18 protein-coding genes and 1 CRISPR repeat array are annotated in these 24,824 nt (G+C 38.7%); of the genes, 7 read left to right on the top strand and 11 right to left on the bottom strand.

Features of this window, described 5'->3' with window-relative positions; all coding sequences use genetic code 11:
* On the top strand, nucleotides 1-354 hold a 354-nt coding region (locus tag O970_RS09865), incomplete at its 5' end, for a hypothetical protein (protein ID WP_024496069.1).
* A 123-nt stretch (nucleotides 355-477) separates the two neighbouring features.
* Here O970_RS09865 and O970_RS05110 read toward each other — a convergent pair.
* From O970_RS05110 to O970_RS05090, 5 genes are all read right to left on the bottom strand, one after another.
* The gene (locus O970_RS05110) at nucleotides 478-618 is read right to left on the bottom strand and encodes an IS3 family transposase (protein WP_081685263.1); all 141 of its coding nucleotides are present in this window, start codon (nucleotides 616-618) and stop codon (nucleotides 478-480) included.
* Between the two features lie 109 nt (nucleotides 619-727).
* Nucleotides 728-970 carry an IS3 family transposase gene (locus O970_RS05105; protein WP_024496068.1) on the bottom strand — a complete coding sequence of 81 codons (243 nt, stop codon included), beginning with the start codon at nucleotides 968-970 and terminating at the stop codon, nucleotides 728-730.
* 636 nt (nucleotides 971-1,606) lie between these two features.
* Nucleotides 1,607-3,082, bottom strand: a complete 1,476-nt coding sequence (locus O970_RS05100; protein ID WP_024496067.1) for a DASS family sodium-coupled anion symporter — start codon at nucleotides 3,080-3,082, stop codon at nucleotides 1,607-1,609.
* A 57-nt stretch (nucleotides 3,083-3,139) separates the two neighbouring features.
* Complete coding sequence (locus O970_RS05095; protein ID WP_024496066.1) at nucleotides 3,140-4,114, bottom strand: FAD:protein FMN transferase; 975 nt, start codon at nucleotides 4,112-4,114, stop codon at nucleotides 3,140-3,142.
* A gap of 21 nt (nucleotides 4,115-4,135) precedes the next feature.
* Entirely contained in the window at nucleotides 4,136-6,919 is a 2,784-nt protein-coding gene (locus tag O970_RS05090) for a flavocytochrome c (protein WP_024496065.1), read from the bottom strand.
* Between the two features lie 492 nt (nucleotides 6,920-7,411).
* Between O970_RS05090 and O970_RS05085 the strand changes: the two genes are divergently transcribed.
* The 3 genes from O970_RS05085 to O970_RS05075 all read left to right on the top strand — a co-directional run bounded on the left by O970_RS05085 (nucleotide 7,412) and on the right by O970_RS05075 (nucleotide 10,871).
* Nucleotides 7,412-8,458 (top strand): beta/alpha barrel domain-containing protein, encoded by a 1,047-nt coding sequence (locus tag O970_RS05085; protein ID WP_024496064.1) that lies wholly within the window; start codon nucleotides 7,412-7,414, stop codon nucleotides 8,456-8,458.
* A 292-nt stretch (nucleotides 8,459-8,750) separates the two neighbouring features.
* Nucleotides 8,751-10,007: a putative DNA modification/repair radical SAM protein gene (locus tag O970_RS05080; protein WP_024496063.1), complete on the top strand. Its 1,257-nt coding sequence runs from the start codon at nucleotides 8,751-8,753 to the stop codon at nucleotides 10,005-10,007.
* A 93-nt stretch (nucleotides 10,008-10,100) separates the two neighbouring features.
* Nucleotides 10,101-10,871 (top strand): TIGR03915 family putative DNA repair protein, encoded by a 771-nt coding sequence (locus O970_RS05075; protein WP_024496062.1) that lies wholly within the window; start codon nucleotides 10,101-10,103, stop codon nucleotides 10,869-10,871.
* A gap of 177 nt (nucleotides 10,872-11,048) precedes the next feature.
* Nucleotides 11,049-11,316: a CRISPR direct-repeat array (repeat unit 28 nt; unit sequence GTTAACCGCCGCGTAGGCGGCTTAGAAA).
* Between the two features lie 384 nt (nucleotides 11,317-11,700).
* On the opposite strand, the gene O970_RS05070 is transcribed toward O970_RS05075, so the two are convergent.
* From O970_RS05070 to greB, 6 genes are all read right to left on the bottom strand, one after another.
* Nucleotides 11,701-14,421 (bottom strand): autotransporter family protein, encoded by a 2,721-nt coding sequence (locus tag O970_RS05070; RefSeq protein WP_024496061.1) that lies wholly within the window; start codon nucleotides 14,419-14,421, stop codon nucleotides 11,701-11,703.
* A 348-nt stretch (nucleotides 14,422-14,769) separates the two neighbouring features.
* Nucleotides 14,770-16,851, bottom strand: coding sequence for an ATP-dependent DNA helicase RecG (gene recG / locus O970_RS05065; RefSeq protein WP_024496060.1), 2,082 nt, complete (start codon nucleotides 16,849-16,851; stop codon nucleotides 14,770-14,772).
* Nucleotides 16,852-16,996: 145 nt separating this feature from the next.
* Complete coding sequence (spoT, locus tag O970_RS05060) at nucleotides 16,997-19,105, bottom strand: bifunctional GTP diphosphokinase/guanosine-3',5'-bis pyrophosphate 3'-pyrophosphohydrolase (protein WP_024496059.1); 2,109 nt, start codon at nucleotides 19,103-19,105, stop codon at nucleotides 16,997-16,999.
* A 28-nt stretch (nucleotides 19,106-19,133) separates the two neighbouring features.
* Nucleotides 19,134-19,424 carry a DNA-directed RNA polymerase subunit omega gene (gene rpoZ / locus O970_RS05055; protein WP_024496058.1) on the bottom strand — a complete coding sequence of 97 codons (291 nt, stop codon included), beginning with the start codon at nucleotides 19,422-19,424 and terminating at the stop codon, nucleotides 19,134-19,136.
* Nucleotides 19,425-19,655: 231 nt separating this feature from the next.
* Nucleotides 19,656-20,303: a guanylate kinase gene (gene gmk, locus O970_RS05050; protein WP_024496057.1), complete on the bottom strand. Its 648-nt coding sequence runs from the start codon at nucleotides 20,301-20,303 to the stop codon at nucleotides 19,656-19,658.
* 209 nt (nucleotides 20,304-20,512) lie between these two features.
* Nucleotides 20,513-20,995 (bottom strand): transcription elongation factor GreB, encoded by a 483-nt coding sequence (gene greB / locus O970_RS05045; RefSeq protein WP_024496056.1) that lies wholly within the window; start codon nucleotides 20,993-20,995, stop codon nucleotides 20,513-20,515.
* 43 nt (nucleotides 20,996-21,038) lie between these two features.
* Between greB and O970_RS05040 the strand changes: the two genes are divergently transcribed.
* From O970_RS05040 to O970_RS05030, 3 genes are all read left to right on the top strand, one after another.
* The gene (locus O970_RS05040) at nucleotides 21,039-23,354 is read left to right on the top strand and encodes a Tex family protein (protein ID WP_024496055.1); all 2,316 of its coding nucleotides are present in this window, start codon (nucleotides 21,039-21,041) and stop codon (nucleotides 23,352-23,354) included.
* Entirely contained in the window at nucleotides 23,351-24,385 is a 1,035-nt protein-coding gene (gene murB / locus O970_RS05035; protein ID WP_024496054.1) for a UDP-N-acetylmuramate dehydrogenase, read from the top strand. Before O970_RS05040 ends, murB begins: the two co-directional genes overlap by 4 nt.
* Nucleotides 24,382-24,824, top strand: a 443-nt coding sequence (locus tag O970_RS05030) for an HTH domain-containing protein (protein ID WP_036562733.1), incomplete at its 3' end; no start/stop codon positions are given. The genes murB and O970_RS05030, both read left to right, overlap by 4 nt.

Below are 24,824 nucleotides of genomic sequence, written 5' to 3'. Positions count from 1 at the left end.
ATTAACCAAAGTAATTTCCACTTTTTATTACAAAATTTACCCCTTGATAAAATTACTGAACTTAATTTACGGCAACGTGGTTTTCCTATTGCTTTATTAATACAACTTGCGCAATTGACCCATTTAAAAAGCCTAACAATTGAAGAGAAAAAAGATTATTCGCGTAATGAAGAAGCACTAGATAAACAGGCTAAAGCGCTTATCTATCAACAGCGCGAACAGCGTAATCAAGAAGTCTGGGCATATTTACAAACGCTACAACTACAATTGCATTGTGATATCAAAATGGTATCTGACACATTCCAAGTTTTTGAAAGACGCTATCAAAGCTATTTTTACTCTCACATAAGTTAGATCAGTCACTAACACGTTTCGTTGTTGTCCTATCGTAAACTCACGATTAAGTTCATTACTTACTGTCGATTCGTTGCTTTGTTTTGTATTAACACGATATTTTTTACAGGTATATTTTGATATTCATCCATTTTCTTGCATGATTCGACCAATTCGGCGACGAGATAATAGTATACTTTCCTTTCTAAGCGCTACTTGTAGTCGTCTTGCTCCATAGGCTTGATAGTTATTGTTAAATATCACTTTCACTTTTTCACTAAGCATGTTGTCTTTTTTTTATGGATGAATTGGGGTTGATAATAAAATCGATTTCTTGAGACTTGTAAACATCGACATAACGCGCGTAAGCTATATCGATGTCGATTCTCTGTGATTAATTTGATTTTCGTCCTATTATCAACGCCGCTTGCTTTAGGATGTCATTCTCCATTAACAATCGCTTATTCTCTTTGGGTAGGGCTATAAGCTCATTTTCTTGAACGCTACGATTACCTTGAGCTGTAAATTCACCCGTGGTTTGATATGGCTTAATCCACTTGTCTAATGCAGATTTAGTCAGGTCATACTCAGCAACTATATCTGCTCGTTTTTTGCCATTTTGGAATAATATCACCATCTGTTTTTTAAATGGGTTAGCAAGACTGCGTTTTTCGCTTCTTGAAAGGTAATTTGTCGTTGTTGGGGTCTTCTTGTTCTTTTGTTTATCATAACAATGGAGTTATTAAACGGGTACTCATTAGTATAGCCTGTTCATAGCTGTTTTTTATTGGATCGAATCCTTGCCCGCATGATAATTAGCGAATGTCGATAAAGCTAGAAAAATAGCTTAATCACCAACTGATGATAAAGAAAGACACCTATTTTTTACTCTCCCCACCCTGATCCTATTTAATGGCATGATTGATCAACTATATGGATTTTATTTTGATAACTGGGTGAGGTTTTATATTCTTATTATCAATGGGCATATCCCGCTATTTGGATAACAATAGTTGCTTAAAACTTAGAGATAATTGGTTTACGAAAGGTATCGGGACATAGCCAATAATTCTTCAATTATCGGTAAGATATTTCACTTTTAGTGAGGGTTATGAGTTTATGATTATAACGGTGCTTGTCTTATAAAATAGGGTAGCAAAATTCAATGTAACTCCTATGTTATTTAGCCTCCATTTACCATCATGGAAGCTAAATAAACTTTAGTGCGATTTTACTGACAAACAGCGTTGCCTAAGTTAAAGGGATAGTCGCTTTAATGACTCAATGCGTTACCCAGACCTAACACTTTCCACCAAGCTAAACCAACGGTAAAAACAATCGTTAAATTGACCACACTACAGATCAATCCCACTTTCCACCAGGTTTTAACTGGAACAAACCCCGCGGCAAATAATAATGGATTACGGGCATTTGCATATTGGGTAAGCGAACCGAAATAGTTAGTACAAAGTACTAACGCAAAAATAGCCATATAAGTTGGCACGCCTAATGCGATTGCCACAGATAAAAATATCGGAAAGAGTGCCGCAATATGGGCATTTCCACTGGCAAAAAAGTAATGTAGATAAACATAAGCCATACATAAAATAATAATAACGTATAGCCAGCTACTATTACCTAAATAGCCTTTAATGGCACTACCAATCACTTCCCCTAACCATTTAGTGACACCAAGACGACCGACTTCGCCTGCCATCATTAATAGTGCAGCGAACCAAATTAATGTATCCCAAGCCGATTTTTCGGCTTTAATATCTTCCCAGCTAAGTACGCCTGATAATAGGAGCAGACTCAGTCCAATAAAGGCTGTGGTTGTGCCATCGATCCCCACATTTTTCCCAAAAATCCAAAGAACAAGCAATAGGACAATAGTGGCGGCCATACATAACTCTTTGATACTAATTTTCCCCATTTTTTGTAACTCTTGCGCGGCCATTTTTGGTGCTTGGGGAATCTTTTTTAATTCTGGGTTAGTTAAAAAGTAGATTATTATTGGAATAATAATGAAGGAAAGTAAACAAGGTACGATAGCGGCAATAAACCACTCACTCCACCCTAAGGTTATCCCTAAAGAGGTCGTAATTAATTTTGCGGCTAATAAATTTCCCGTAAATGCGGTTAAAAACATGGCGGAAGTGATGTCATTGATATGACTGATCGTTAACATTAAAAAGGTACCAATTTTATTTCTGGATTCATCGTTAGGATTTGAATTAAAATTGATAGCTAGTGCTTCTGCTATCGGGTAAATTACTCCGCCTGCTCGTGCGGTTGTACTTGGAATCGCAGGCGCTAGGGCAATATCCGTCACCGCTAGACCATAAGCAAGACCTAAAGTATTTTTTCCCATTCGTTTCACCAGATAGTAGGCGATACGTCGACTTAATCCTGTTTTAATAAAGCCTCGCGCAATCATAAAGGCAATAACGATTAACCAGATAAGGCTACTATTTAATTCATTTAGGGCAATTTTAATCGCTTCGGATGGGGTCTGTGCACCAGATGGTCTTAATACTGCAAATAAAGTTATCGCCATGATACCAATCGCGCCAATTGGCATAATTTCTGCCACAATGCAAGCGATGGTCGCGACAAAGATGATAGTGGTATGCCAACCCTGTGGGCTAATACCTGAAGGTGGAGTAACATATAGCCATAAAATAGCTGAAATTGCTGTAATGATCAGCAATGGTCGCCATTTTACGGGATGCTTTTTTTCTTTACTCATAATGTTTTCCTTATAAATTATTAAATCTGTTTTTATCATGTTTATGATAGACCGCGTTTATATATAGTCATTGATAAGTTGATATTGATGATCTAATTGCTCAAAATCATACTGTTGTTTGGTATGTAATATAATTTTTTGATCTTTAGTCACAAAAATAGCTGCAATTGAATTTAACTGCTTTAAATACGTGATTGCTGTCTTTATTCCCATACCAAAAATAACGGTCGAATAAACATCGCCCGCCAAAGAAGTGGGGGCGATAATAGTTAAACTTTGTAGCTCATTATCCAATGGATACCCTGTTTGTGGATCGATAATATGGTGGTAGAGTTGTTGATCCTGAATAAAGTAACGCTCATAAATGCCAGACGTCACAACCGATTTATTTTTCACCTTAATGATGCCTAGTAAGCTGTCATCGGTAGTAAACGGTTTTTTTAAACCAATACGCCAATGATGATCTGCGCTAATCGGAGAATTACCTATGGTTAAGACATTTCCGCCTAAATTGATCATGGCCTGTGAAATACCATAACCGTCTAACATCACCTTGACCAAATCAGCGATATAACCTTTAGCAATGGCGCCTAAATCTAACGCCATTCCTGCCTTTTTCAGGAAAACTGTACGCGCATTGGCATTGAGTTCCACTAACCGCGGATCAGTTAATGCCAATCTCTGTTGAATATCGATGGCATTTGGTACTGAATGACCATTAAATCCAATTTTCCAGAGCTTGACCAGTGGGCCGATCGCCAGATTAAAATAGCTATTTGGTAATAAACTGGCTTGTTTAGCTTGATAAATTAAATCAAAAACTAAACCATCAACAGCCACAGGATGTTGACCTGCGGCACGGTTGATCGCCATAATTTGTGAGTGTTGGCGGTTAACGGTAAAAATATCTTCCAATTGTTCAAGCAAAGTAAATACGGCTTGTGCCGCGATTTTATGGTCGACAAAAAGTGTTAACGATATTGTTGTACCCATTAACTGACGGTGATAGGTATAACCTGCATGACTCATCATAATCAAATAAGATAGCAATTATTAATGGTTTTTAATATATTGAGCCGCTTGTGTCCCTGCTTGAATACCGAAAATAATAATATCCGCTACTGCATTACCACCAATACGGTTTGCGCCATGTACGCCACCAACCACTTCACCTGCGGCATAAGCGCCTTTTATAGGTTGTTGTTGCCGATCTAATACTTCAGTATGGGTATTAATCGTGACCCCTCCCATAGTATGATGAATACCTGGTGCAATTTGGATAGCATAATAAGGTGCCTGATTAATAGGGTGACGCAGTGCTGTTTTGCGATTAAAGTCATCATCATGTTGGTTAGTCACAAATTGATTGAAACGTGCAATCGTTGTCGCCAACCCATGGCTATCTATGGCTAATTTTTCGGCTAATTGCTCGATAGTCTCTGCTTGGACAATTAAATCATGCGCTAAATATTCATCCACTGCTTTATTTTCTTGCCGTACTTGGTGATCAAAAACAATATAAGCAAATTGTTCAGGTAATGATCTAATTTCATGTGACACTTTGTCTCGTGTATCTAATTCATTAACAAAACGCTTGCCCGCTTTGGAGACTAATATTGCGCCACCACCTCGGATCGACTCAGAAATTAAATAGGCTGACTGTTGTTCTACTGTTGGATGGATTTGGATCTCGCCCATATCGACAGTATCGGCGCCAATATGTTGTAAAAGTGTAATGCCTGAACCGGTAGCGCCTTTATGATTGGTGGTGACAACATTAGCTAAATCCGGACGATAGTGGGTAATCATCTGTGGATTGGCACCAAATCCCCCCGTAGCCACAATCACGGCTTTTGTTTTTATTGTCTGAATATTGCCCTCTTCATTTTTAATTTGAACCGCAACCACCTGATTATTTTCCATCCTAATTTCAGTCGCTGTCGTTTCTAACATCACGTCAATATCACGTTTATTAATATTTTTGATTAAACCACTAATTAAGAATCCCCCTACCGCAGCACGGCTGGCTGGGCGATGGGTACGATCTATACTCATTCCGCCGGTTGTCGTAATATCACTTAATGTAATACCCTTTTCATCTAGCCATTCGATCGCGTTTGGCGCATTGTCAACGAAATATTTAAGTAATTGTGGGTGATTCTTATATTTTCCACCTTTTAAGGTTTCGTTATAAAATAGCTCTTTGTTATCATGAATACCTAGCTTCTGTTGAAATTGCGTTTCGGCTGCATTCATCCCCGCTGATGCTTTATTGGTATTGCCACCAATAATCGACATTTTCTCAACAATCATCACGTTAGCTCCATCGTCATGGGCTTGAATTGCCGCAGCTAAGCCGGCGCCACCGCTACCAATGACCACAATATCTACGGCTTTTTCATCTGGATTTCCTCCTTCAGCAAGGATCGCCGCTTTATTTGATTTCGACATGGCTTTGGAGACCGCTTTTTTAAAGGCTTCACATTGGGAGGTTGCGCCACTGATAGCATCGACATAAGGACTATTGGCGGTGACAATGCGATCTTTAATTTCATTAAAGTGCGTTATGGTGGTTGGATCGAGCCTATCCGCATTTTGCAATGTCATATTTTTTATAAAATCGTTGCCTAATTCGACATTAATGACAAATTCATTTTGGTTGTCATCGCTAACGGTTTCTTGATATTGACCCGCTTTAAATTTTTTTGCATGATTGCTGACATCTCGAATCAAACTATCGACTAACGGAAAACGCCATAGTGGCTCGGGAATATGTAAAGCGACTCGCTGATCACTATTAATAGAAAGGGATAATGTCTGTTGCTCTTTTATACGATCAGCCCAATCAGGATAAGCGATATAGGCACGTCCCACCGCTACCATATCATAACCATGTGTTAACGCTTGATCGGCATCGCTTTTATTAACAACATTACCCACACCAATCACTGGAATCTTGGCTAGTGCCGGCGAACGTTGCTGGATAAATTTATCAATAAGCGGGGTAGGATCTCGCGTATCAACAATGGATGGACGTAACGTTGCCCCCATAGAAAAATGCACATAATCAAGCCCTTTGATGGCTAATTTATCTAATAAATAGAGGGTATCATCAAAGCGGATACCTGGCACTTCTAACTCTTCCGGTGAAAAGCGGTAACCAATAATAAATTTATCGTTGGCATAGTTTTTAGCCATCTGTTTGGTGATAGCTAGAATAGCGAGTGGAAAGCGCAGACGATTATCACGGTTGCCGCCCCATTTATCATTACGTTGATTCGAGTTAGGGGAATAAAATTGTTGAATTAAATACGTATTGGCGCCATGGATTTCAACGCCATCAAAACCTGCTGCAATCGCTCGCCGCGTTGCTTGGCCAAATTTATCTATCATCTCATCTACTTCTTCCGCACTAAGGGCGATAGGCGTAGGTGAATTTGGGCGAGGCGCAGCGATAGCGCTTGGGGCAACGGGAGATTGTCCACCAATTAATTTAGGATCGACCATACGCCCGCCATGATAGATCTGAATAATCGCTTTGGCTCCTTGTGCTTTAATTGCTTGGGCGATATGGGATAATCCTTCAATACGATCATCGCTATCAAGACCAATGGCACCAGGAAATGCTAAGCCACGATGCTCAACAAAGCCACACTCGACGATAATGGCGCCAAGATTCTGTGATCGAACTCGGTAATAATCAATTAACTCTTGGGTAACGGTACCATCATAATAGCCACAACATGTTGTCATTGGTGCCATCACTATTCGATTTTTAAGGCTAACCCCATTTGGTAAGGTAATGGGGTCAAAAAGATTCTTTAGATCGTATTTCATATTTTATTCCATGTAAAATCAATATCTTATAATTAAACTACCAAAATGATATCTTAAACCTTTGGTATAATCTAGCGATTTAAAGCGTAATAGTCTCATTTTTTTTACGGTTAATTTTATTTGTAAATTAATCACTTACATAATTTTCGCTATTAGAATCGTAATTTGTTGACATTTTTAGGGTGATTATGGTGAATGGAGCAAGGATTTATCTCAAAAAAAATACTGTAACTATTTCATTTAGTTAAATATTTTAAATGAAATGAGACTTGATGAATAAATTAATTGTCGTACAATTATTCTCCAATGTTTCATACTTTAATCAATAAGCGCAAATGATGTATATCGCACACAAAACATTACTACTATGCAATGGTTATCCAAATACGTTGTCATTTATCCTCCTTATGGAGGATTTTTTTTGCAGGCTAGTGAAAGGTAGTTAAAAACATTAACTTGATTAAATTAAATCTACTAGGAGAATTTATCATTATGCCAATTCCATTTTATGATCCCTATATAAGTTATGACGATAATTATCAAACCGGACCGTTTGGTTTATTTGCCCAGCCGCTAGACACGCCAATAAAAGCCTTAACACCCAGCTATTTTTTAAATCTCAAGGTTAATTTGCCTTTTGGTATACCCGCAGGACCGTTACTTAATGCCAACTATATTAAAGCAGCGTTTAATTATGGTTATGATTTATGTGTTTATAAAACAGTAAGAACGCAATACCATAAAAGCCATCCCTTACCTAATGTATTAGCTGTCCACCCACAGGGAAAACTTACCAACAGCTTATCAACCGTATTAGCCGATAATGATTATCGCCAGCCACTGTCCATTACCAACTCGTTTGGGGTTCCATCATTTTCGCCAGACGTATGGCAAGTGGATATGGCGGAAGCGGTCGCATCAGCAGCCAAAGGACAATATGTGATCGGTAGTTTTCAAGGAACACAAGGAAAGGGGCTGATTGAAAAAGATTATGCCTTAGCCGCGCGTTTGGTCTATGAGACGAAAGCCCCTATTTTAGAAGCTAATTTAAGTTGTCCTAATGAAGGTGCCAGTCGTTTACTCTGTTTCGATATTGCACAAGTTGAACGGATAGTTAATGAAATTAAAAACACCGTACCTGATCGCCCCTTATTACTAAAATTGGCTTATTTTGACGATAACCGTAAATTGATAGCGTTACTCGAACGAATTGGAACCTTGGTAGATGGATTTAGTGCGATTAATACTCTTTCTGCCAAGCCAATTAATCATGAGCAGCAACCCGCGTTAGGTGAAAAAAGAGTTGAAAGCGGTGTCTGTGGTGAAGCAATACGGTGGGCAGGACTTGATATGGTCAAGCGTCTTGCTCAGCTACGACAAGAGATGGATCTTAACTATGCGATTATTGGCGTTGGCGGTGTAAGTACACCGGAACATTATCAACACTATCGACAAGCAGGCGCCGATGCGGTGATGAGCGCAACGGGCGCGATGTGGCACCCAGATTTAGCGTTAACGATAAAACAGAATCTCAACTAATTGTTATTTATAGCTAGCGTTATTGTCTTACTATTAGACAATAACGTTATGCCACATGCTGCTATTAGGTTCTATGCCATTGAGCAACATAAACCGTATAACGGCGATTATCACCGATCTATTTTCTTCTATATCGTATCTCATTAATTAAAGCTAGCTGGCTAACGCTTATCATAATAATCAATATCTCAAAGTAAATAATCAGATAAAAGTGGACATTAAAAGTGACAATCAGAGGGATATCGGTTAAACTATAACTGTATACATATACAGTTATAGTAAAGGTAAGCCTATGCGTAAAGCGATCATTGATAAGTTAACCATTTTAGCTGAATCAGCGAAATATGATGTTTCTTGTGCCTCAAGTGGCAGTACGCGTCAAAATAACAGCCAAGGTATTGGCAGTGCCAACCGTTGGGGGATCTGTCACAGTTTTACTGAAGATGGACGTTGTGTGGCATTATTAAAAATCATGTTAACGAATTTTTGTATGTATGATTGTGCTTACTGTATTAACCGTCGTAGCAATGATATTGAACGTGCAACGTTTTCCCCCCGCGAATTAGCAAAGTTAACCATTGAATTTTACCGTCGTAATTACATTGAGGGCTTATTTTTAAGTTCGGGTGTGATTAAAAATGCCGATCATACCATGGAAAAAATGCTGCAAGTTGTGAAATTGTTACGTATAGAACACCATTATCATGGTTATATTCATATGAAAACCATCCCTGGCGCCAGTCCTGAATTAATATATCAAGCTGGCTTATATGCGGATAGATTAAGCATTAATCTAGAGATCCCGACTGAAGATAACCTTAAACAATTAGCGCCAGAAAAAGATCATCAAAGTGTATATAAACCGATGCATTTTATACAGCAATATGCACTAGAAAGCAAAGAAGAGCGTAAAAAACATCGCCATGCGCCACGCTTTGCGCCTGCTGGACAGAGCACCCAACTAATTGTTGGCGCGACCGATGAAACGGATCGTGATATTCTCAATTTAACGTCCATTTTATACAAAAGACCAACCATGAAACGCGTCTATTATTCTGGATTTGTTCCAGTCAATGAATATGATAAACGACTACCAATAGTCAATGAAGTACCAAGAAAGAGAGAACATCGGCTATATCAAGCGGATTGGTTGCTGCGGTTTTATCAATTTAATGTGCATGAAATTGTCAATGAGAACTACCCAACGTTGGATTTAGATCTCGATCCTAAATTGTCATGGGCATTACGTCATCCACACTTGTTTCCGGTTGATGTTAACCGAGCCAGCTACGAACAGATTTTACGAGTCCCAGGTATTGGGGTCAAATCGGCACGTATGATTGTCGCGGCACGTCGACACTCCGCATTAACGGTTAATGCATTAAAGCAGATAGGTATTGTAATGAAACGGGCACAATATTTTATCACTTGTCGTGACAAATTAGGTACTACCGTACAAGAGTTCACACCAGAAAAGGTACGCTTGGCATTGACTACCCGAACCTTATCATCTGAGACCTTACCAGCGCAATTTAGTTTACATTTTTAAACTAAAAAATGATATGAAAGCGAAGCAAAGAAAAGCCATTTATCACATACAAACGGCTAATAGCACTAAAATTGAGTAATATAGGCTACCCATATGAATATTTTTTATTTTGATCATACTTTGCAAGGTCTCCTGTGCGCCATCTTTGATGCTTATAAAATCAAATGCTTTCCTGATTTACTATTAGCAGAAGGTGAGATTGGTCCTTTAATTGTGGATACTACTCATACCGTTGAAACGATGAGTTACAAATATCAACGGGTAAGCCAAGCACTTAAAAAGAAATTATCGCCATTTGCGCTAACTCAAATTCGTTATATTTGGCATGCTGAAACGCCAGAAAGTAAAATGCTATTATTTCGATACTTATGCAAAGTGCTTGATTCAGCTAAAAACATCGAAAAACATTATAGTGATCCTGATATTTTAGCTGTAAAAAAACTTGCCAAAAAAGTCAGTGCTGAACGCCACTACCTCATGATGTTTGTCCGCTTTAACAAAACCGCGGATGATATCTATTTTGCGCCCGTTGCCCCAAGATACAATGTTCTTCCTTTCATTTATCGCCACTTTCAACAACGTTTTGCCGATCAAAAGTGGATTATCTATGATGAAAGCCGACATTACGGCTATTTTTTTAATGGTGAAACCATCGAAGAAATGACTTTATTGGATGACAAGGATTTTCTTATCAATAATAAGATAAACGCGACGTATTTAGCAGAAGATGAACCACAATTTACTGCCCTATGGCAAAAATATATTCAAGCACTTACAATACGAGAACGTATTAATCCGAAACTACAAAAACGCGCTATGCCAACGCGATTTTGGAAATATTTACCCGAAACATGGACTAAATAATAGGCATAAATAACAAGTGATATAAGGAGAACAAGCTATTATATCCCCCCTTTTATTTTTTGTTTATATAACCATTTGATTTTTTATATAAAAATTAATGTTAAAAAATAAAGGGTATTTGATACAGATTTAGCTATTTCTTATTTTAAATGAAGTAATTATTTTGATATGATCTTAGTTAACCGCCGCGTAGGCGGCTTAGAAAATCAACCGCAGTTATTGATATTCAGCCACCTGGTTAACCGCCGCGTAGGCGGCTTAGAAAGTTTAGATTTGTCTCTACCATCTTCGATGAAAGTTAACCGCCGCGTAGGCGGCTTAGAAAATTTGAGCCAAAACTTTTGGTTCCACAACCTCGTTAACCGCCGCGTAGGCGGCTTAGAAAGCGCTGGTTTGTTGTCTATAAGAGAAATAGCAGTTAACCGCCGCGTAGGCGGCTTAGAAATGTCTGTCTGTGTTGCCTTGTTCGATAATACTATTAACCGTCGCCTAAACGGCATGAGAAAATGCTTTTAACTTATCTAGTTTCACTTTTGTTACTACTGTAGTATAAGCGGTTTATCAATTAATGTTGTGAATAAATGTCTATTAGGATCAGTCAATCGCCATATGGCGGTATGTGGGAGACGGTAGTCGGTAAAATTATTGAATTACTAAATAAGCGATTTGAAAAGGCATCATTTTATATGAATTTATGCGAAGTAGACCGTGTTTATAAATAGGTAATTTGAACATTTAGCACTTACTATATGCCTAGTAATGATATGTTTAGCGTAAAATAGGGTCTATAAATAATCAATATTAATAGACCCAACGTTATAGCAAATGGTTAGAAGTTATAATTAAAAGTTAATTGAGCTTGTAATTGATTATAATTATCTTTACCCCATTGGCTACCAATTTGTGCCGATGTGCTCAAATGATTAGATACGTAACTAACTAGACCTAATTTGGTTTCGATAAGATTTTTCGTGCTATCATCTTTTAGATGTTTACCGTTAAACGTAAGTTGATTTTTGGCGGTAGCGTTTATCCAGTCCACTGATACATAAGGTTGAATCATTTGGTTGGTTTCTATGCCAAGTCCATATAAGCGCGCTCCCAGACGGGATACTAATCCACTGCCTTTATCATCAGTGACGGAGAGGTGACTTTTATTATCATATAAGCTGCTCATATTATGGATATTATATGTAAACTGGGCTTGTGGAGTTAAAATGATTTGATAACGTTGATTTTTCGTAATAGAAAAGCCATAGCCTAATTCAATTGAATTACTCCATACGGAACTATTATATTTTTTAGCATCAGAAATATTCCCTTTTCCAGTAATTCGATTACGGAACCATGAGTATTGCGACCACGCATCGATATAGGTTCCTAATTGCCCATTATCATTTTCAAACCAACTACCGTATAAACCTAAATTATAGCCATTCATTTGTGAGCTTGCTTGGGTACCGGTTTGTTGTGAGGTTGAGGTATTTTTGTAATGACCATAACCACCCATGACACCTATATGTAAATTACCTTGTGCAACTTGCCATAGACCTATATCGCTACCTAATTGGGTGAGGTAGGTATTATCACGGTTATTAAATGAATGATTGACACTATGATGATGACTATGCGCAATACGAGTTCTTAACCATAAATTTTGGAAAATGGCAGTATTGGATAAAAGATTGGTTTTACTCGCGATAGCACGGTCATGTAGGGAATGAGCAAATAAGTTATTGGCCGCTTTCATATTGGCTAGATAACCCCCTATGGCAGGGTTATATCCGTAGGTATTTCTTAAGAACCAACTATGTGCACTTTGAGTTCCCCCTTTGACCAAACCGTATTCATAGTCACCATGTACAACAGGTGCATCTAGTCTAAAGGCATCGGGTGAAGAAAAGCCTTTAACTTTAATAATTTCAATACCATCACCGGTCAGCTTACCATAATTACTATCGGCAGTTGGATGGATATGAACTATTGTTGAGCCTTTAGGACCTGTGATAGCATTATCGATAATAAGTTGATCGCTTTTGCCGTTAATCGGATCGATATAGGTATTGACTCTTAAAGAACCTCCATTTGAAACAAACCGTCCATTACCACCATTTTCAATGGTAATTGTATTTCCTACCATATCTTGAGTAATGGGATCACTTGTTGCATCTACCCCTATATCAATTGTGCCCTGATGAGTAAATTCGGCAACGCCTTTGAAAGTTGCTTTTGTATTATAGCTAGCATCTAAAAACTTAATCATCCCGTTATTCGAGAATTTACCATCTGTTCCAAAACTACTGGTCACTTTGCCACCACTACCATGGTATAGTTTAAATTCGCCGTTACCTTGGTTATTAAATTGTACATTATGACCAGAATAAGTTACATATCCATATATTATGCCATTATTATTGGTGGTTATTTTACCTGATTTATCATTGCTAGCTTTATTTGTGGCCATAATGGATGAATCGCTATTGCTACTTATAATAATGCCACCATCCAAGTTATTAATGGTAATATCTCCTCCATTGGTATTTTCTGCATAAATCCCAATGTTATCAGAGATAGTATTACCACTTCGTGAAATAGTGATATTACTTTTTACAGTGCCTGTTGCTTTTGCAAAAATACCTTTTTCCGCTGTTCCAAATATCTCTCCAGACGAAACGATATCAATTTCACCACCATGATCATTTTCTGCATAGATACCTACCTTCATACTGCTAATATTTAAATTATTACTCTTGATAATATTACCGCCGCCAGAAGAATTTATTGATTTTATTCCATAACTAGCATTATTAGTATTCATTATACTACCATCATTTAACGTAATGTGAATATTCCCTTTTTCGCCTTCATTTACTATTGCGTTAAAAGCAGCTCCGGTTTTAATATGCCTACTACCAACATCTTTAATGTTGATAGTAATATCCTTATCGCCGTTATATGTTATTCCCGCAATTCCCGAGTTATATATCGCCCCATCTGATTTAACTTTAATTTGACCTAACTGACTATCATAGTTGATGGTCGTGCTCTTATCCCTATGATTTTCTAATAGTGTACCGTAATTATATGATTGTTCGTGACGCTGATTATGCACGTCTATGCCATCTGAAATTGATAAAGTGGAATTATCGTCCGCGTGGTCAATGTTTAAATAATGACCTTTAAGACTTTTAGAATCTCCGTTTACCTTTATATTGTTATTTGATGCCGTTGTGATTGTTTGTGCTGATGGAATTAGCACGGCATTATTACGTTGATGATTATTCTCAATAGTAGCCGATTCTAAAAAACGAGTGACGCGATCATTCGCTTTCAAACTGGCTATATTGGTTGCTAGGCTTGGGGTAGCAACCGAGTTTATCATCCAATGCCGAGATTGCGTTGTGGTGACGCGATGTTCATTTTTAATTATATCGTTGCTATTTATAACCGTGTTTTTAACAGTCTCTTGATAATAAGTCGATGCATGCACCGAGGTTAGTGGTATTAAAGAGAATAGAATGATGTTGGTTGACAAGTAAGGTTTTAACATTTTTTACCTGTATTGGTTAAATTAAATTGATTATATAAACTGGTTATTGTAATCCTTTAATATCATTTGTACACTAATAAATAAAAATATTTTCTTTGTAAAAAACAAGTGAATGATTTTTCTATAAATGCGCATTTATCATACTTAGATTAATAGATTAATCTGGTGGAGGGATATCAATAACAATTTCTTATATCTATCTGTTTTAATTAGTTTTTTAGGCAAAATAGAAAAATAATGTTGAATAATAAAATGAATGCAAAGATAGCTAGGAATGTAACCGTTTTTTCTGGCAAACTAATCATAATAAGGTGGGGTGTTGGAGAAACTTATTTTAAGACATTAGCATTATGCATTAATATATTTTTCGCGATAAGGTAACCAACAATCCACTAATATACGGGCATGATGAGGCTGATGTTTAATTAAGTAGTGCGCGAGTTGTTGAACCTGTTCGATAATCGCTTGATCGCGGACTAAATCGACGATTTTGAAATCGGCGATTCCTATTTGTTTGGTGCCTAGAATTTCACCCATACCGCGAATTTCCATATCTTTTTGCGCAATAATAAAACCATCGTTACTCTCGCGCATCACTTTTAAGCGAGCTTGGGCGGTTTTTGACAATGGCGCTTGATAAAGCAGTACACAATTTGAGACTGCACTGCCACGCCCAACTCGCCCTCTTAACTGATGTAATTGGGCTAATCCTAGCCGTTCTGCATTTTCTATAATCATTAAATTAGCATTGGGAACATCTACTCCCACTTCAATCACGGTCGTTGCGACTAATAATTGAATCTGGTTCTGCTTAAAATCTAACATGATTTGCTGCTTTTCATTGGCTTTCATGCGCCCGTGGATCAATCCAACCTGAATGGATGAGAGATGGTGCTGTAATTCTGTCGCTAAATTTTCAGCATCTTGCGCCTCAAAAGTTTCGGACTCTTCGACTAAAGTACAGACCCAATAGACTTGACCGCCGGACAAACAGACTTGTTTTACTCGTTCAATGATCTCTAAACGACGTGTATTTGGGATTACAACTGTAGTAATCGGTGTTCTTCCTGGTGGAAGTTCATCAATTATTGAGATAGCTAAATGGGCATATACGGTCATCGCTAAGGTTCGGGGAATAGGCGTTGCCGTCATCAGTAATTGGTGCGGATAGCACTGCTGGTCTCGCCCCTTTTCCCATAAATTTAAGCGTTGATCTACCCCAAAACGGTGCTGTTCATCAATAATAACTAAACCCAATTGTTTAAATTGAACTTGTTCATAAAAGATAGCATGGGTACCGATCACCATGCTAATTTGACCGTTAGCAATCGCATCAAATTTAGCTTGTTTGGTTTTCCCTTGTAAGCGACTCGATACCCAATCCACCTCAATATTTAATGGTTCAAACCACGCTTTAAAATTGTGATAATGCTGCTCAGCTAAAATTTCAGTAGGTGCCATTAGTGCCACTTGTTTACCATTTTCTAAAGCCAATAACGCCGCCATGGCTGCGACTAAGGTTTTACCTGACCCGACATCACCTTGCACTAATCGCATCATCGGATAGGGTTGTTGCATATCTAATTTTATCTCTTTCGTCACGCGCTGCTGAGCCGCCGTAGGGGTAAACGCGAGCTGTGTGAGAAACGGCGTCATATAGCGTCCAGTTGCGTTAAGTGGGTAGGCTTGCAGTTTACGTTCATCTTCACGGATAAATTGCATACTGAGCTGGTAAGCGAGTAATTCCTCTATAATCAAGCGTTGTTGTGCGGGGTGTTGGTACTGTTCTAATAATAAAGGATCAATATCAGTGGGCGGATAATGTATTGTCGATAGTGCAGCGTCAATCGCTGGTAACCAAGGGCATAACGGTATTGGTAATATTTCATCAATAGGATATTGTTGTAATAACTGTAACGCCTGTTGAATTAATTTTCTTAATACTGTTTGGCTCAAGCCATCGGTTGTTGAGTAGATCGGTGTTAATCTATCTTCATCGGTTGGAGTCGTCTGCGGATGGGATAATAGTCGATAGTGTGGATGAATAAGTTCAGGTCCGTATTTACCTTGTTTTATTTCCCCATAGGCGCGAATTCGATTGCCTGGGATCATCCCTTGAGACATACCGGCGTTAAAATGCATAAAACGTAAGGCGGCAACACCCGTGCCATCAGTTATCGTGCATATCAGCATACGTCGTTTACTGGTAATGATTTGTCGTTGAGTAATGTGTCCTTCGATTGAGATGGTCTGACCTGAATAGACATCCGCAATACGCGCTGTTATGGCGCGGTTTTCATAACGAAGTGGCAAATGTAGTAATAGATCATAGACCGTATTAATCCCTAATTTTTGCAATTTCGCTTCTAGCGCGAGACCAACGCCATTTAAACTTTTTATCGGCAGGTGATTAAATAAACGTGTGGACATTTCAACTCAATTCCTATTCATAGCAAGAATAAATACAATTAGGCAAATAATTGGCCGTAAGGCTAAATCATCTACCATTTCTACTATTAATGGTTAGGCGACATACTCTCGATGACTGTTATCTCATCGGACAACAAGGGTAAACTTAGTTTATATTTCGTTGAATATTAATCACATCGTTTAAATAAGATATCTGTTTGATAATCGTGGCTAATTGATCTGTGTTATGCACTTCCAACAATAAACAAATAATATAAAGCCGATGTTCTTTTTCACTGGTGTTTAATCCACATACATTCGCATGATGTTGATTAATAATGGATACAATATTCGCTAACGCTGTTTGGTTGTTTTTAATGACAATCTTTAATTCAGTTATAAATCGTTGAGTTGAATCATTTTTCCATTCAAATGAAATATATTTTTCAGGCTCTTTTATATGTTCGGAAATATGACGACACGCTTTATGGTGCAAGGTTAAGCCTTTATCGGCACTGACGTAGCCCATAATCGGATCGTTAGGAATGGGGCGGCAACATTTTGCGAGTGTTATTAAGCCACTCTCATCACTTTTAATCACCAATTTTTGACGATCCCCTGAAATTAATTCCACAATATCACTGTGCTCTAATCCCTTTGCCACAAAATTACTCATAATGTGACCCAGTCCAATTTCGGCCAGCAAATCATCTAAGCAAGCTAGCTTCATAAATTTAAGTGTGCGATCGATGTTAAGTTGTGGCACCTGATCAATCCCGCCCGGGGTCGATAAAGCATGATTTAATAGTCGTCGACCTAAAGAAATCGCATCATTACGCTTTAAATTTTTTAACGCTTGACGAATACGTGATCGCGCTTTTGAACTCACTACAAAATTAAGCCAAGCGGCATTAGGTAAACTCCCTTCATCCGTTAAAATCTCAACCGTCTGTCCACTATCTAATGGGCGGCTGAGCGGATAAGGTTTACGATCAACAATCGCCCCAATACAGTGATAACCAATATCAGAGTGAACCGCATAGGCAAAATCGATAGCCGTTGCACCTTCTGGTAATTCGACAATACGACCTTTAGGAGTAAAGACGTAGATTTCTTTAGGAAATAGATCCGATTTTACATTTTCAATAAATTCAAATGAGCTACTTACGCTTTGTTGTAGCTCAAGTAAATTTTGCATCCAACGCTGAACTTTGATTTGTGTGGTCGTATTATTTAGTTCATCGTTCTTATTGTATGCCCAGTGCGCAGTAATACCCATTTCCGCCATCTGATCCATATCGTCGGTGCGAATTTGTAATTCAACCGGCACGCCACGAGGGCCTATAGTTGAGGTATGGAGTGATTGGTAGCCATTGGCTTTTGGTATCGCGATATAATCACGGAATCGTCCAACTCGTGGTTTATATAAGTTATGCATTAATCCTAGTACGCGGTAACAAATATCCACCTCTTTGACAACAATTCTAAAATCGTAGATGTCCATAATCGAATGAAATTTTTGTTCTTTTAATTTCATCTTTAAGTAGATGGAGTAGATATTTTTTTCATACCCTTCAACATGCCCTTCAATATTGGCTTGAGCTAAACGCATTTGGATTTCTGATAAAATTTGCTGGATCATCTCCTTACGCGTACTACGGGCAGCATTGACCACTTTTTTAATCACTTTTGCTCGATTAGGATATAAGTTTTCAAAGCCTAATACTTCGAGCTCTGCTTTAATATGATGGATACCTAAACGATAAGCCAGCGGAGCAAAAATTTCTAATGTCTCTTTGGCAATACGGCGACGTTTATCGGATCTGAGGGCGCCTAAGGTGCGCATATTGTGCGTTCGATCAGCAAGTTTAATTAAGATGACGCGCACATCTTGTACCATCGCCATTACCATCTTTCGGAAATTTTCTGCTTGCGCTTCTTGACGATTGCGGAACTTAAGTTTATCTAACTTAGAGACCCCTTCTACTAGTTCGGCGACGTGATGACCATATCGCTGCGTAATATCTTCATAGGTAACTGGGGTATCTTCAATGGTATCATGTAATAACGCCGCGGTAATGGTATCCGAATCTAGACGCAGATCGGCAAGAATACACGCGACGGCAACGGGATGGGTAATATAGGGTTCGCCACTCGATCGGTATTGTCCTTCATGCGCATCACGTGCATAGATATAAGCATCTTGTATCATATCAAGCTGCTTTTGCGGTAGGTAGGTCTGAATAATTTGTTTTAGGGGTTCAAACATTTGCATATAAAACAGACCTTACCAATAGAAAAAATTAAAGAATAGAATTATCAAATAATACCGTTTCGTGTACAGCAGGACGCGTTACCACTTTTTCATTCATTTTACTACGATCTTGAAACTCAGCAGAATCAAGAATTTTTTGATTAATTAATCCATCTTCAATTTCGCGTAATGCGATAACGGTTTCTTTGTCGTTCTCTTCTGCAACAAGGGGCGCTTTACCTTCAGACTGAATTTGACGAGCACGTCTAGCGGCAATTAAAATTAGATCAAAACGATTACCAATTACATCTACCGCATCTTGTACTGTTACACGAGCCATTATTTACCTCTTTTTAATCAAAATCACTACATTGAACATGTCTTTTTACACATGATCGTTTATTGTACTTAATTTAAATAGCTTTTGTCTATCATAAACTTATATTACCGTCAAAGATTAACAAAATATTTATAAGTTCATCGCAATATAGATAATAGTCAGTTTGGTATAGAAAGCCTATTTTTATTAATTAATCACTTAACTTTATTTTACATATTGATCAATTGTCGCTTAATCTAAAGAGGATGAGCTAAGTAATTGTGCCAGTAGCGGTTGATGGCGTGTCGCTTGCTTAACGGTCTTTAATTTTTCGGTGTCAATAATCATCGACAATTGGTGTAATGCCTGTTCAAAATTATCATTGATAATTAGATACTCATATTCCGAATAGTGTGACATTTCTGATTGGGCTTTTTTCATCCGTTTTTGGATAATTGCCTCACTATCTTGTCCACGTTTAATTAACCGTTTTTCTAATTCAGGGAGGGAAGGGGGTAAGATGAAAATGCTTTTAGCTTCAGGCATCGATGCTCTTACTTGCCGTGCACCTTGCCAATCAATATCTAAAAAAATATCAATACCTTGTTCAAGATAATCTTCAATGGCTTTTCGTGAAGTTCCATAGTAATGATCATAAACATGGGCATATTCAATAAATGCATTTTGCGCAATCATCTGCTCAAATTGAGCTTTATCAATAAAGTGGTAATGTTGCCCATGCTGTTCTCCTGGGCGTATATCACGTGTCGTATGGGAAATAGAGACTTTAGCTGGCGTGGCGGTTTGACTCGCCAAGTAAGCTTGAATTAAACTGGATTTCCCCGCACCACTAGGCGCAGAAATAATAAAAAGAGAGGCGGTATAAGATTTATTTTGCATAAATGTATCTTGTTTAATTAATCAGTTATAGTGGAATACGTTGAATCAATGCAATGTATTATTGGGGAATCTTGTAAAAAATACAACTTATAGTTATATTAATCATCGCTGCTGATGAATACGACTATTTTGATCCTAAACTAGTATTAACGCATTAGCCATTTTTAGTTGTTTTACCAAACATAATCCACCACCCTGTAAAGTTTGTTTCAATGAAAAGGTTGGTAGCTGATCGCTAATAGGTAGTAAGTCACTTCACCATTAGGTGTTTTTACTCGAATTTCATCATCGACATAATGTCCAATTAGCGCCCTAGCCACAGGGCTATCAATAGATATCCACTTTTTCGCTGGATCAAATTCATCTGGACCAACTAAACGATAATGATATTCTATGCCATTTTCATCTTCTAATTTAACCCATGCGCCAAAAAATACCCGTCCTTCTTGACGCGGATCGGGGTCGACGATTTTTAGGACTTCTAACCGTTTGGTTAAATAACGGACACGACGATCAATTTCGCGCAGGCGACGTTTACCATAAATATATTCTGCGTTTTCACTGCGATCACCAAGCGCAGCGGCGTCAGAGACAGCTTGTGTCACACGCGGACGCTCTTCTTTCCATAGATATTTAAGCTCACGATCGAGTGCCAAATAGCCTTCTCTTGTTATATAATTAGTTTTAGCCATAGCTTGTTTTTATAACCTTTTGATTATATGAAGAATTTATTTTATGATACAAAAAAAAATTAGCCATATTATAGCCAATGAATTAACCGTAAAACCAGAACAAGTTTTTGCTGCGATTAATTTACTTGATGAAGGAAGTACCGTTCCCTTTATTGCCAGATACCGTAAAGAGGTAACGGGGGGGTTAGATGATGGGCAATTACGCCAATTAGATAGCCGATTAAGTTATTTACGCGAACTTGAGGATAGGCGACAGACTATTTTACGTTCTATTGAGGAGCAAGGTAAATTAACGCCAGCCTTAGCAGCCAAAATTGCCGAAACCTTGAATAAAACGGAGTTAGAAGATCTCTATTTACCGTATAAGCCCAAAAGACGTACTCGCGCTCAAATCGCGATTGAAGCAGGTCTTGAACCATTAGCTGATTTATTGTGGCAACAGCCTGAGTTAGATCCGGACACTACAGCAACGGATTATCTAGCGGCAGATAAAGGCATTACCGATATCAAATCAGCTTTAGATGGAGCGCGCTATATTTTGATGGAGCGCTTTGCAGAAGATGCCGATTTATTGGCTAAATTACGTGATTATTTATGGAATAATGCGCATTTGGTTGCACAGGTTATCAGTGGCAAAGAAGCCGAAGGTGCTAAATTTAGCGACTATTTTGATCATCATGAATTAATTTCACATATCCCCTCTCATCGTGCCTTAGCGATGTTCCGTGGACGTAATGAAGGGATACTTCAATTATCATTAGATGCTGATCCGCAATATGATGAGCCACCTAAGGTTAGTTACTGTGAACAGATCATCCTTCAACATTTACACGTTCAGCTTAGCGATAAGCCAGCAGATCACTGGCGTAGACAGGTAATTAACTGGACTTGGCGACTTAAAATATTACTCCATATGGAAACTGAGTTAATGTCAACACTGCGCGACCAAGCGCAAACAGAAGCGATTGCGGTGTTTGCCGCTAACTTAAACGATATGCTAATGGCTGCGCCAGCAGGGATGAAGGTGACGATGGGCATGGATCCTGGCTTGCGTACAGGGGTTAAAATTGCAGTGGTTGATGCTACCGGCAAATTGGTGGCAACCGAAACGATTTATCCTCATACGGGGCAAGCGGATCGGGCAGCATCGGTTGTGGCGGCATTATGCATTAAATACCAAGTAGCGCTGGTTGCTATTGGCAATGGCACCGCCTCAAGAGAAACTGAGCGTTTTTATTTAGAGGTGCAAAAGAAATACCCAGAAGTAAAAGGGCAAAAAGTGATAGTTAGTGAAGCTGGCGCATCGGTTTATTCCGCCTCAGAATTGGCAGCGCAAGAATTTCCAGAATTGGATGTGTCATTACGCGGTGCGGTATCGATAGCTAGACGTTTACAAGATCCCTTAGCTGAGCTGGTGAAGATCGATCCTAAATCGATTGGTGTGGGGCAATATCAACATGATGTTAGCCAAACCCAATTAGCTAAAAAATTGGATGATGTCGTCGAAGATTGTGTGAATGCGGTAGGGGTTGATTTAAATACCGCTTCGGTAGCGCTGCTATCTCGTATCGCGGGCTTAAGCAAACTGATGGCGCAAAATATTGTTCAGTGGCGTGATGAACATGGACAATTTGTTGATCGTCAACAATTACTTAAGGTCAGTCGTTTAGGACCCAAAGCCTTTGAGCAGTGCGCGGGTTTTTTACGTATTATGCATGGCAATAATCCGCTTGATGCCTCAGCCGTTCACCCCGAAGCTTATCCCGTTGTGGAACGTATTTTGGCTGCAACCAATAAGTCGTTAAGTGAACTGATGGGCAATAGTCATGAGTTACGTCAATTAAAACCAGCGGCGTATATTGATGATCATTTTGGTTTACCGACCGTTATTGATATTATTAAAGAATTAGATAAACCTGGTCGAGATCCTCGTCCCGAATTTAAAACGGCGCAATTTGCTGAAAATATCGAAACAATGGCCGATTTAAACGTTGGTATGATAATAGAAGGGGTGGTAAGCAATGTTACCAATTTTGGTGCGTTTGTTGACATTGGAGTCCATCAAGATGGATTAGTACATATATCTTCACTGTCGCATAAATTTGTTGAAGATCCGCGGACGGTGGTTAAAACGGGCGATATTGTTAAAGTAAAAGTATTAGATGTTGATCTTAATCGTAAACGAATTGCCTTAACCATGCGTATGGATGAAACGGCGATTTCAGCTGATCCCCATACCCCGCGTCATCAAGGGAATAAATCACGACATTTAACGTCGAATAAAGGGAAAGCGTCATCGGTAACTAATCATGCAATGGGTAATGCTTTTGCACAAGCTTTGGGTAAATTTAAATCATGAAAACAGTCATTCCTAACACATTTGGGCTTGAGGTTTACGCCAACCAAGTCGTTGAAGCTCGGGATGTCACCGAACTTTGTCACTATTGGCAACAAGCGCAGCAACAGAATTTACCCGTTCTGATTTTAGGACAGGGCAGCAATACTTTATTGACAGATGATTTCGATGGCATGGTCATTTTAAATCGCATAAAAGGTATTACCTTTCGTGAGGTAGACAATGACTACTTATTCCATGTTGGTGCGGGCGAAGTATGGCATGATTTTGTCACCCATACCGTGATGAATGGTTATAATGGTTTAGAAAATTTAGCGTTAATCCCTGGTTGTATCGGGTCAGCCGCAATACAAAACATTGGTGCTTATGGTGTCGAATTTCAACGGTTTGCTGATTATGTTGAGATAGTGGAATTAGCCACGGGTAAAATAAGTATCATTACTGATGGTCAGTATGGTTATCGTGACAGTATATTTAAACATCAATATGGGGAAGGCTATGCGGTGGTGTATGTCGGCATTAGATTAACCAAACAGTGGCAACCTATATTGAGTTATGGTGATTTGCAAAAATTAGATGCCGATACCGTTACCGCTAACGATATTTACCAGTGTGTCTGTCAAATCAGGCGCCAAAAATTGCCTGATCCAGCTGTGATGGGGAATGGCGGTAGTTTCTTTAAAAATCCTATTGTATCTGTCACACAAGCGCAACGTATTATCGCCACATATCCCCATTTACCATGTTATCCGCTGGCTGATCATGAGGTGAAATTAGCTGCGGGATGGCTGATTGATCAGTGCGGTTTAAAAGGTTATCAGTTGGGCGGCGCCGCCGTTCATACTGAACAAGCCTTAGTCCTCATAAATAAAGCTAAAGCAACAGCACAGGATGTCGTGCGATTAGCGGCATTTGTTCGCCAACAAGTCGCAGATAAATTTGGCGTGGTTCTCGAGCCTGAAATTCGTTTTATTGGTCGATTGGGGGAACAAGATGCGACACAAGTATTAGACCAAATTAAAGGAGAAAAATGAAAAATTTTAATCAGCCTTTAAAATTAATTGAGCTATTAGCTGATGGTAAGTTTCATTCTGGAGAAGCATTAGGGGACTATTTTGGCATTAGCCGTATGGCGATTAATAAGCAAATAAAGATCTTACGTAGTTGGGGAATACATTTAACCTCGACGCCCCATAAAGGTTATTGCCTTGATAGGCCATTACAACTATTAAAATTAGCACAGATTAATACTTACTGTGATGGGAATGCTCCAGTATTATTGATCCCAGTGATTGACTCAACCAATCAATATTTGTTAAACCAAATCCCCCAATTAACGTCAGGAACAGCGTGTGTTGCTGAATATCAGACCAATGGTCGAGGACGTCGCGGCCGGCAGTGGTTTTCGCCTTTTGGATCAAATTTATATTTATCTCTTTATTGGTGTTTTAATCAGGGACCTGCCGCAACCAT

Origin of the sequence: Candidatus Schmidhempelia bombi str. Bimp (assembly GCF_000471645.3) — a bacterium.
In the GTDB taxonomy this organism is placed as follows: Bacteria; Pseudomonadota; Gammaproteobacteria; order Enterobacterales; family Orbaceae; genus Utexia; species Utexia bombi.
The sequence above is the reverse complement of the archived record's forward strand: the minus strand, read 5'-3'. Positions and strand labels throughout refer to the sequence as shown.

Coding starts and splice junctions, on each gene's coding strand:
- O970_RS05110 (WP_081685263.1), bottom strand. CDS start 618: ATGCTTAGTGAAAAAGTGAAAGTGATATTTAACAATAACTATCAAGCC.
- O970_RS05105 (WP_024496068.1), bottom strand. CDS start 970: ATGGTGATATTATTCCAAAATGGCAAAAAACGAGCAGATATAGTTGCT.
- O970_RS05100 (WP_024496067.1), bottom strand. CDS start 3,082: ATGAGTAAAGAAAAAAAGCATCCCGTAAAATGGCGACCATTGCTGATC.
- O970_RS05095 (WP_024496066.1), bottom strand. CDS start 4,114: ATGATGAGTCATGCAGGTTATACCTATCACCGTCAGTTAATGGGTACA.
- O970_RS05090 (WP_024496065.1), bottom strand. CDS start 6,919: ATGAAATACGATCTAAAGAATCTTTTTGACCCCATTACCTTACCAAAT.
- O970_RS05085 (WP_024496064.1), top strand. CDS start 7,412: ATGCCAATTCCATTTTATGATCCCTATATAAGTTATGACGATAATTAT.
- O970_RS05080 (WP_024496063.1), top strand. CDS start 8,751: ATGCGTAAAGCGATCATTGATAAGTTAACCATTTTAGCTGAATCAGCG.
- O970_RS05075 (WP_024496062.1), top strand. CDS start 10,101: ATGAATATTTTTTATTTTGATCATACTTTGCAAGGTCTCCTGTGCGCC.
- O970_RS05070 (WP_024496061.1), bottom strand. CDS start 14,421: ATGTTAAAACCTTACTTGTCAACCAACATCATTCTATTCTCTTTAATA.
- recG (WP_024496060.1), bottom strand. CDS start 16,851: ATGTCCACACGTTTATTTAATCACCTGCCGATAAAAAGTTTAAATGGC.
- spoT (WP_024496059.1), bottom strand. CDS start 19,105: ATGCAAATGTTTGAACCCCTAAAACAAATTATTCAGACCTACCTACCG.
- rpoZ (WP_024496058.1), bottom strand. CDS start 19,424: ATGGCTCGTGTAACAGTACAAGATGCGGTAGATGTAATTGGTAATCGT.
- gmk (WP_024496057.1), bottom strand. CDS start 20,303: ATGCAAAATAAATCTTATACCGCCTCTCTTTTTATTATTTCTGCGCCT.
- greB (WP_024496056.1), bottom strand. CDS start 20,995: ATGGCTAAAACTAATTATATAACAAGAGAAGGCTATTTGGCACTCGAT.
- O970_RS05040 (WP_024496055.1), top strand. CDS start 21,039: ATGATACAAAAAAAAATTAGCCATATTATAGCCAATGAATTAACCGTA.
- murB (WP_024496054.1), top strand. CDS start 23,351: ATGAAAACAGTCATTCCTAACACATTTGGGCTTGAGGTTTACGCCAAC.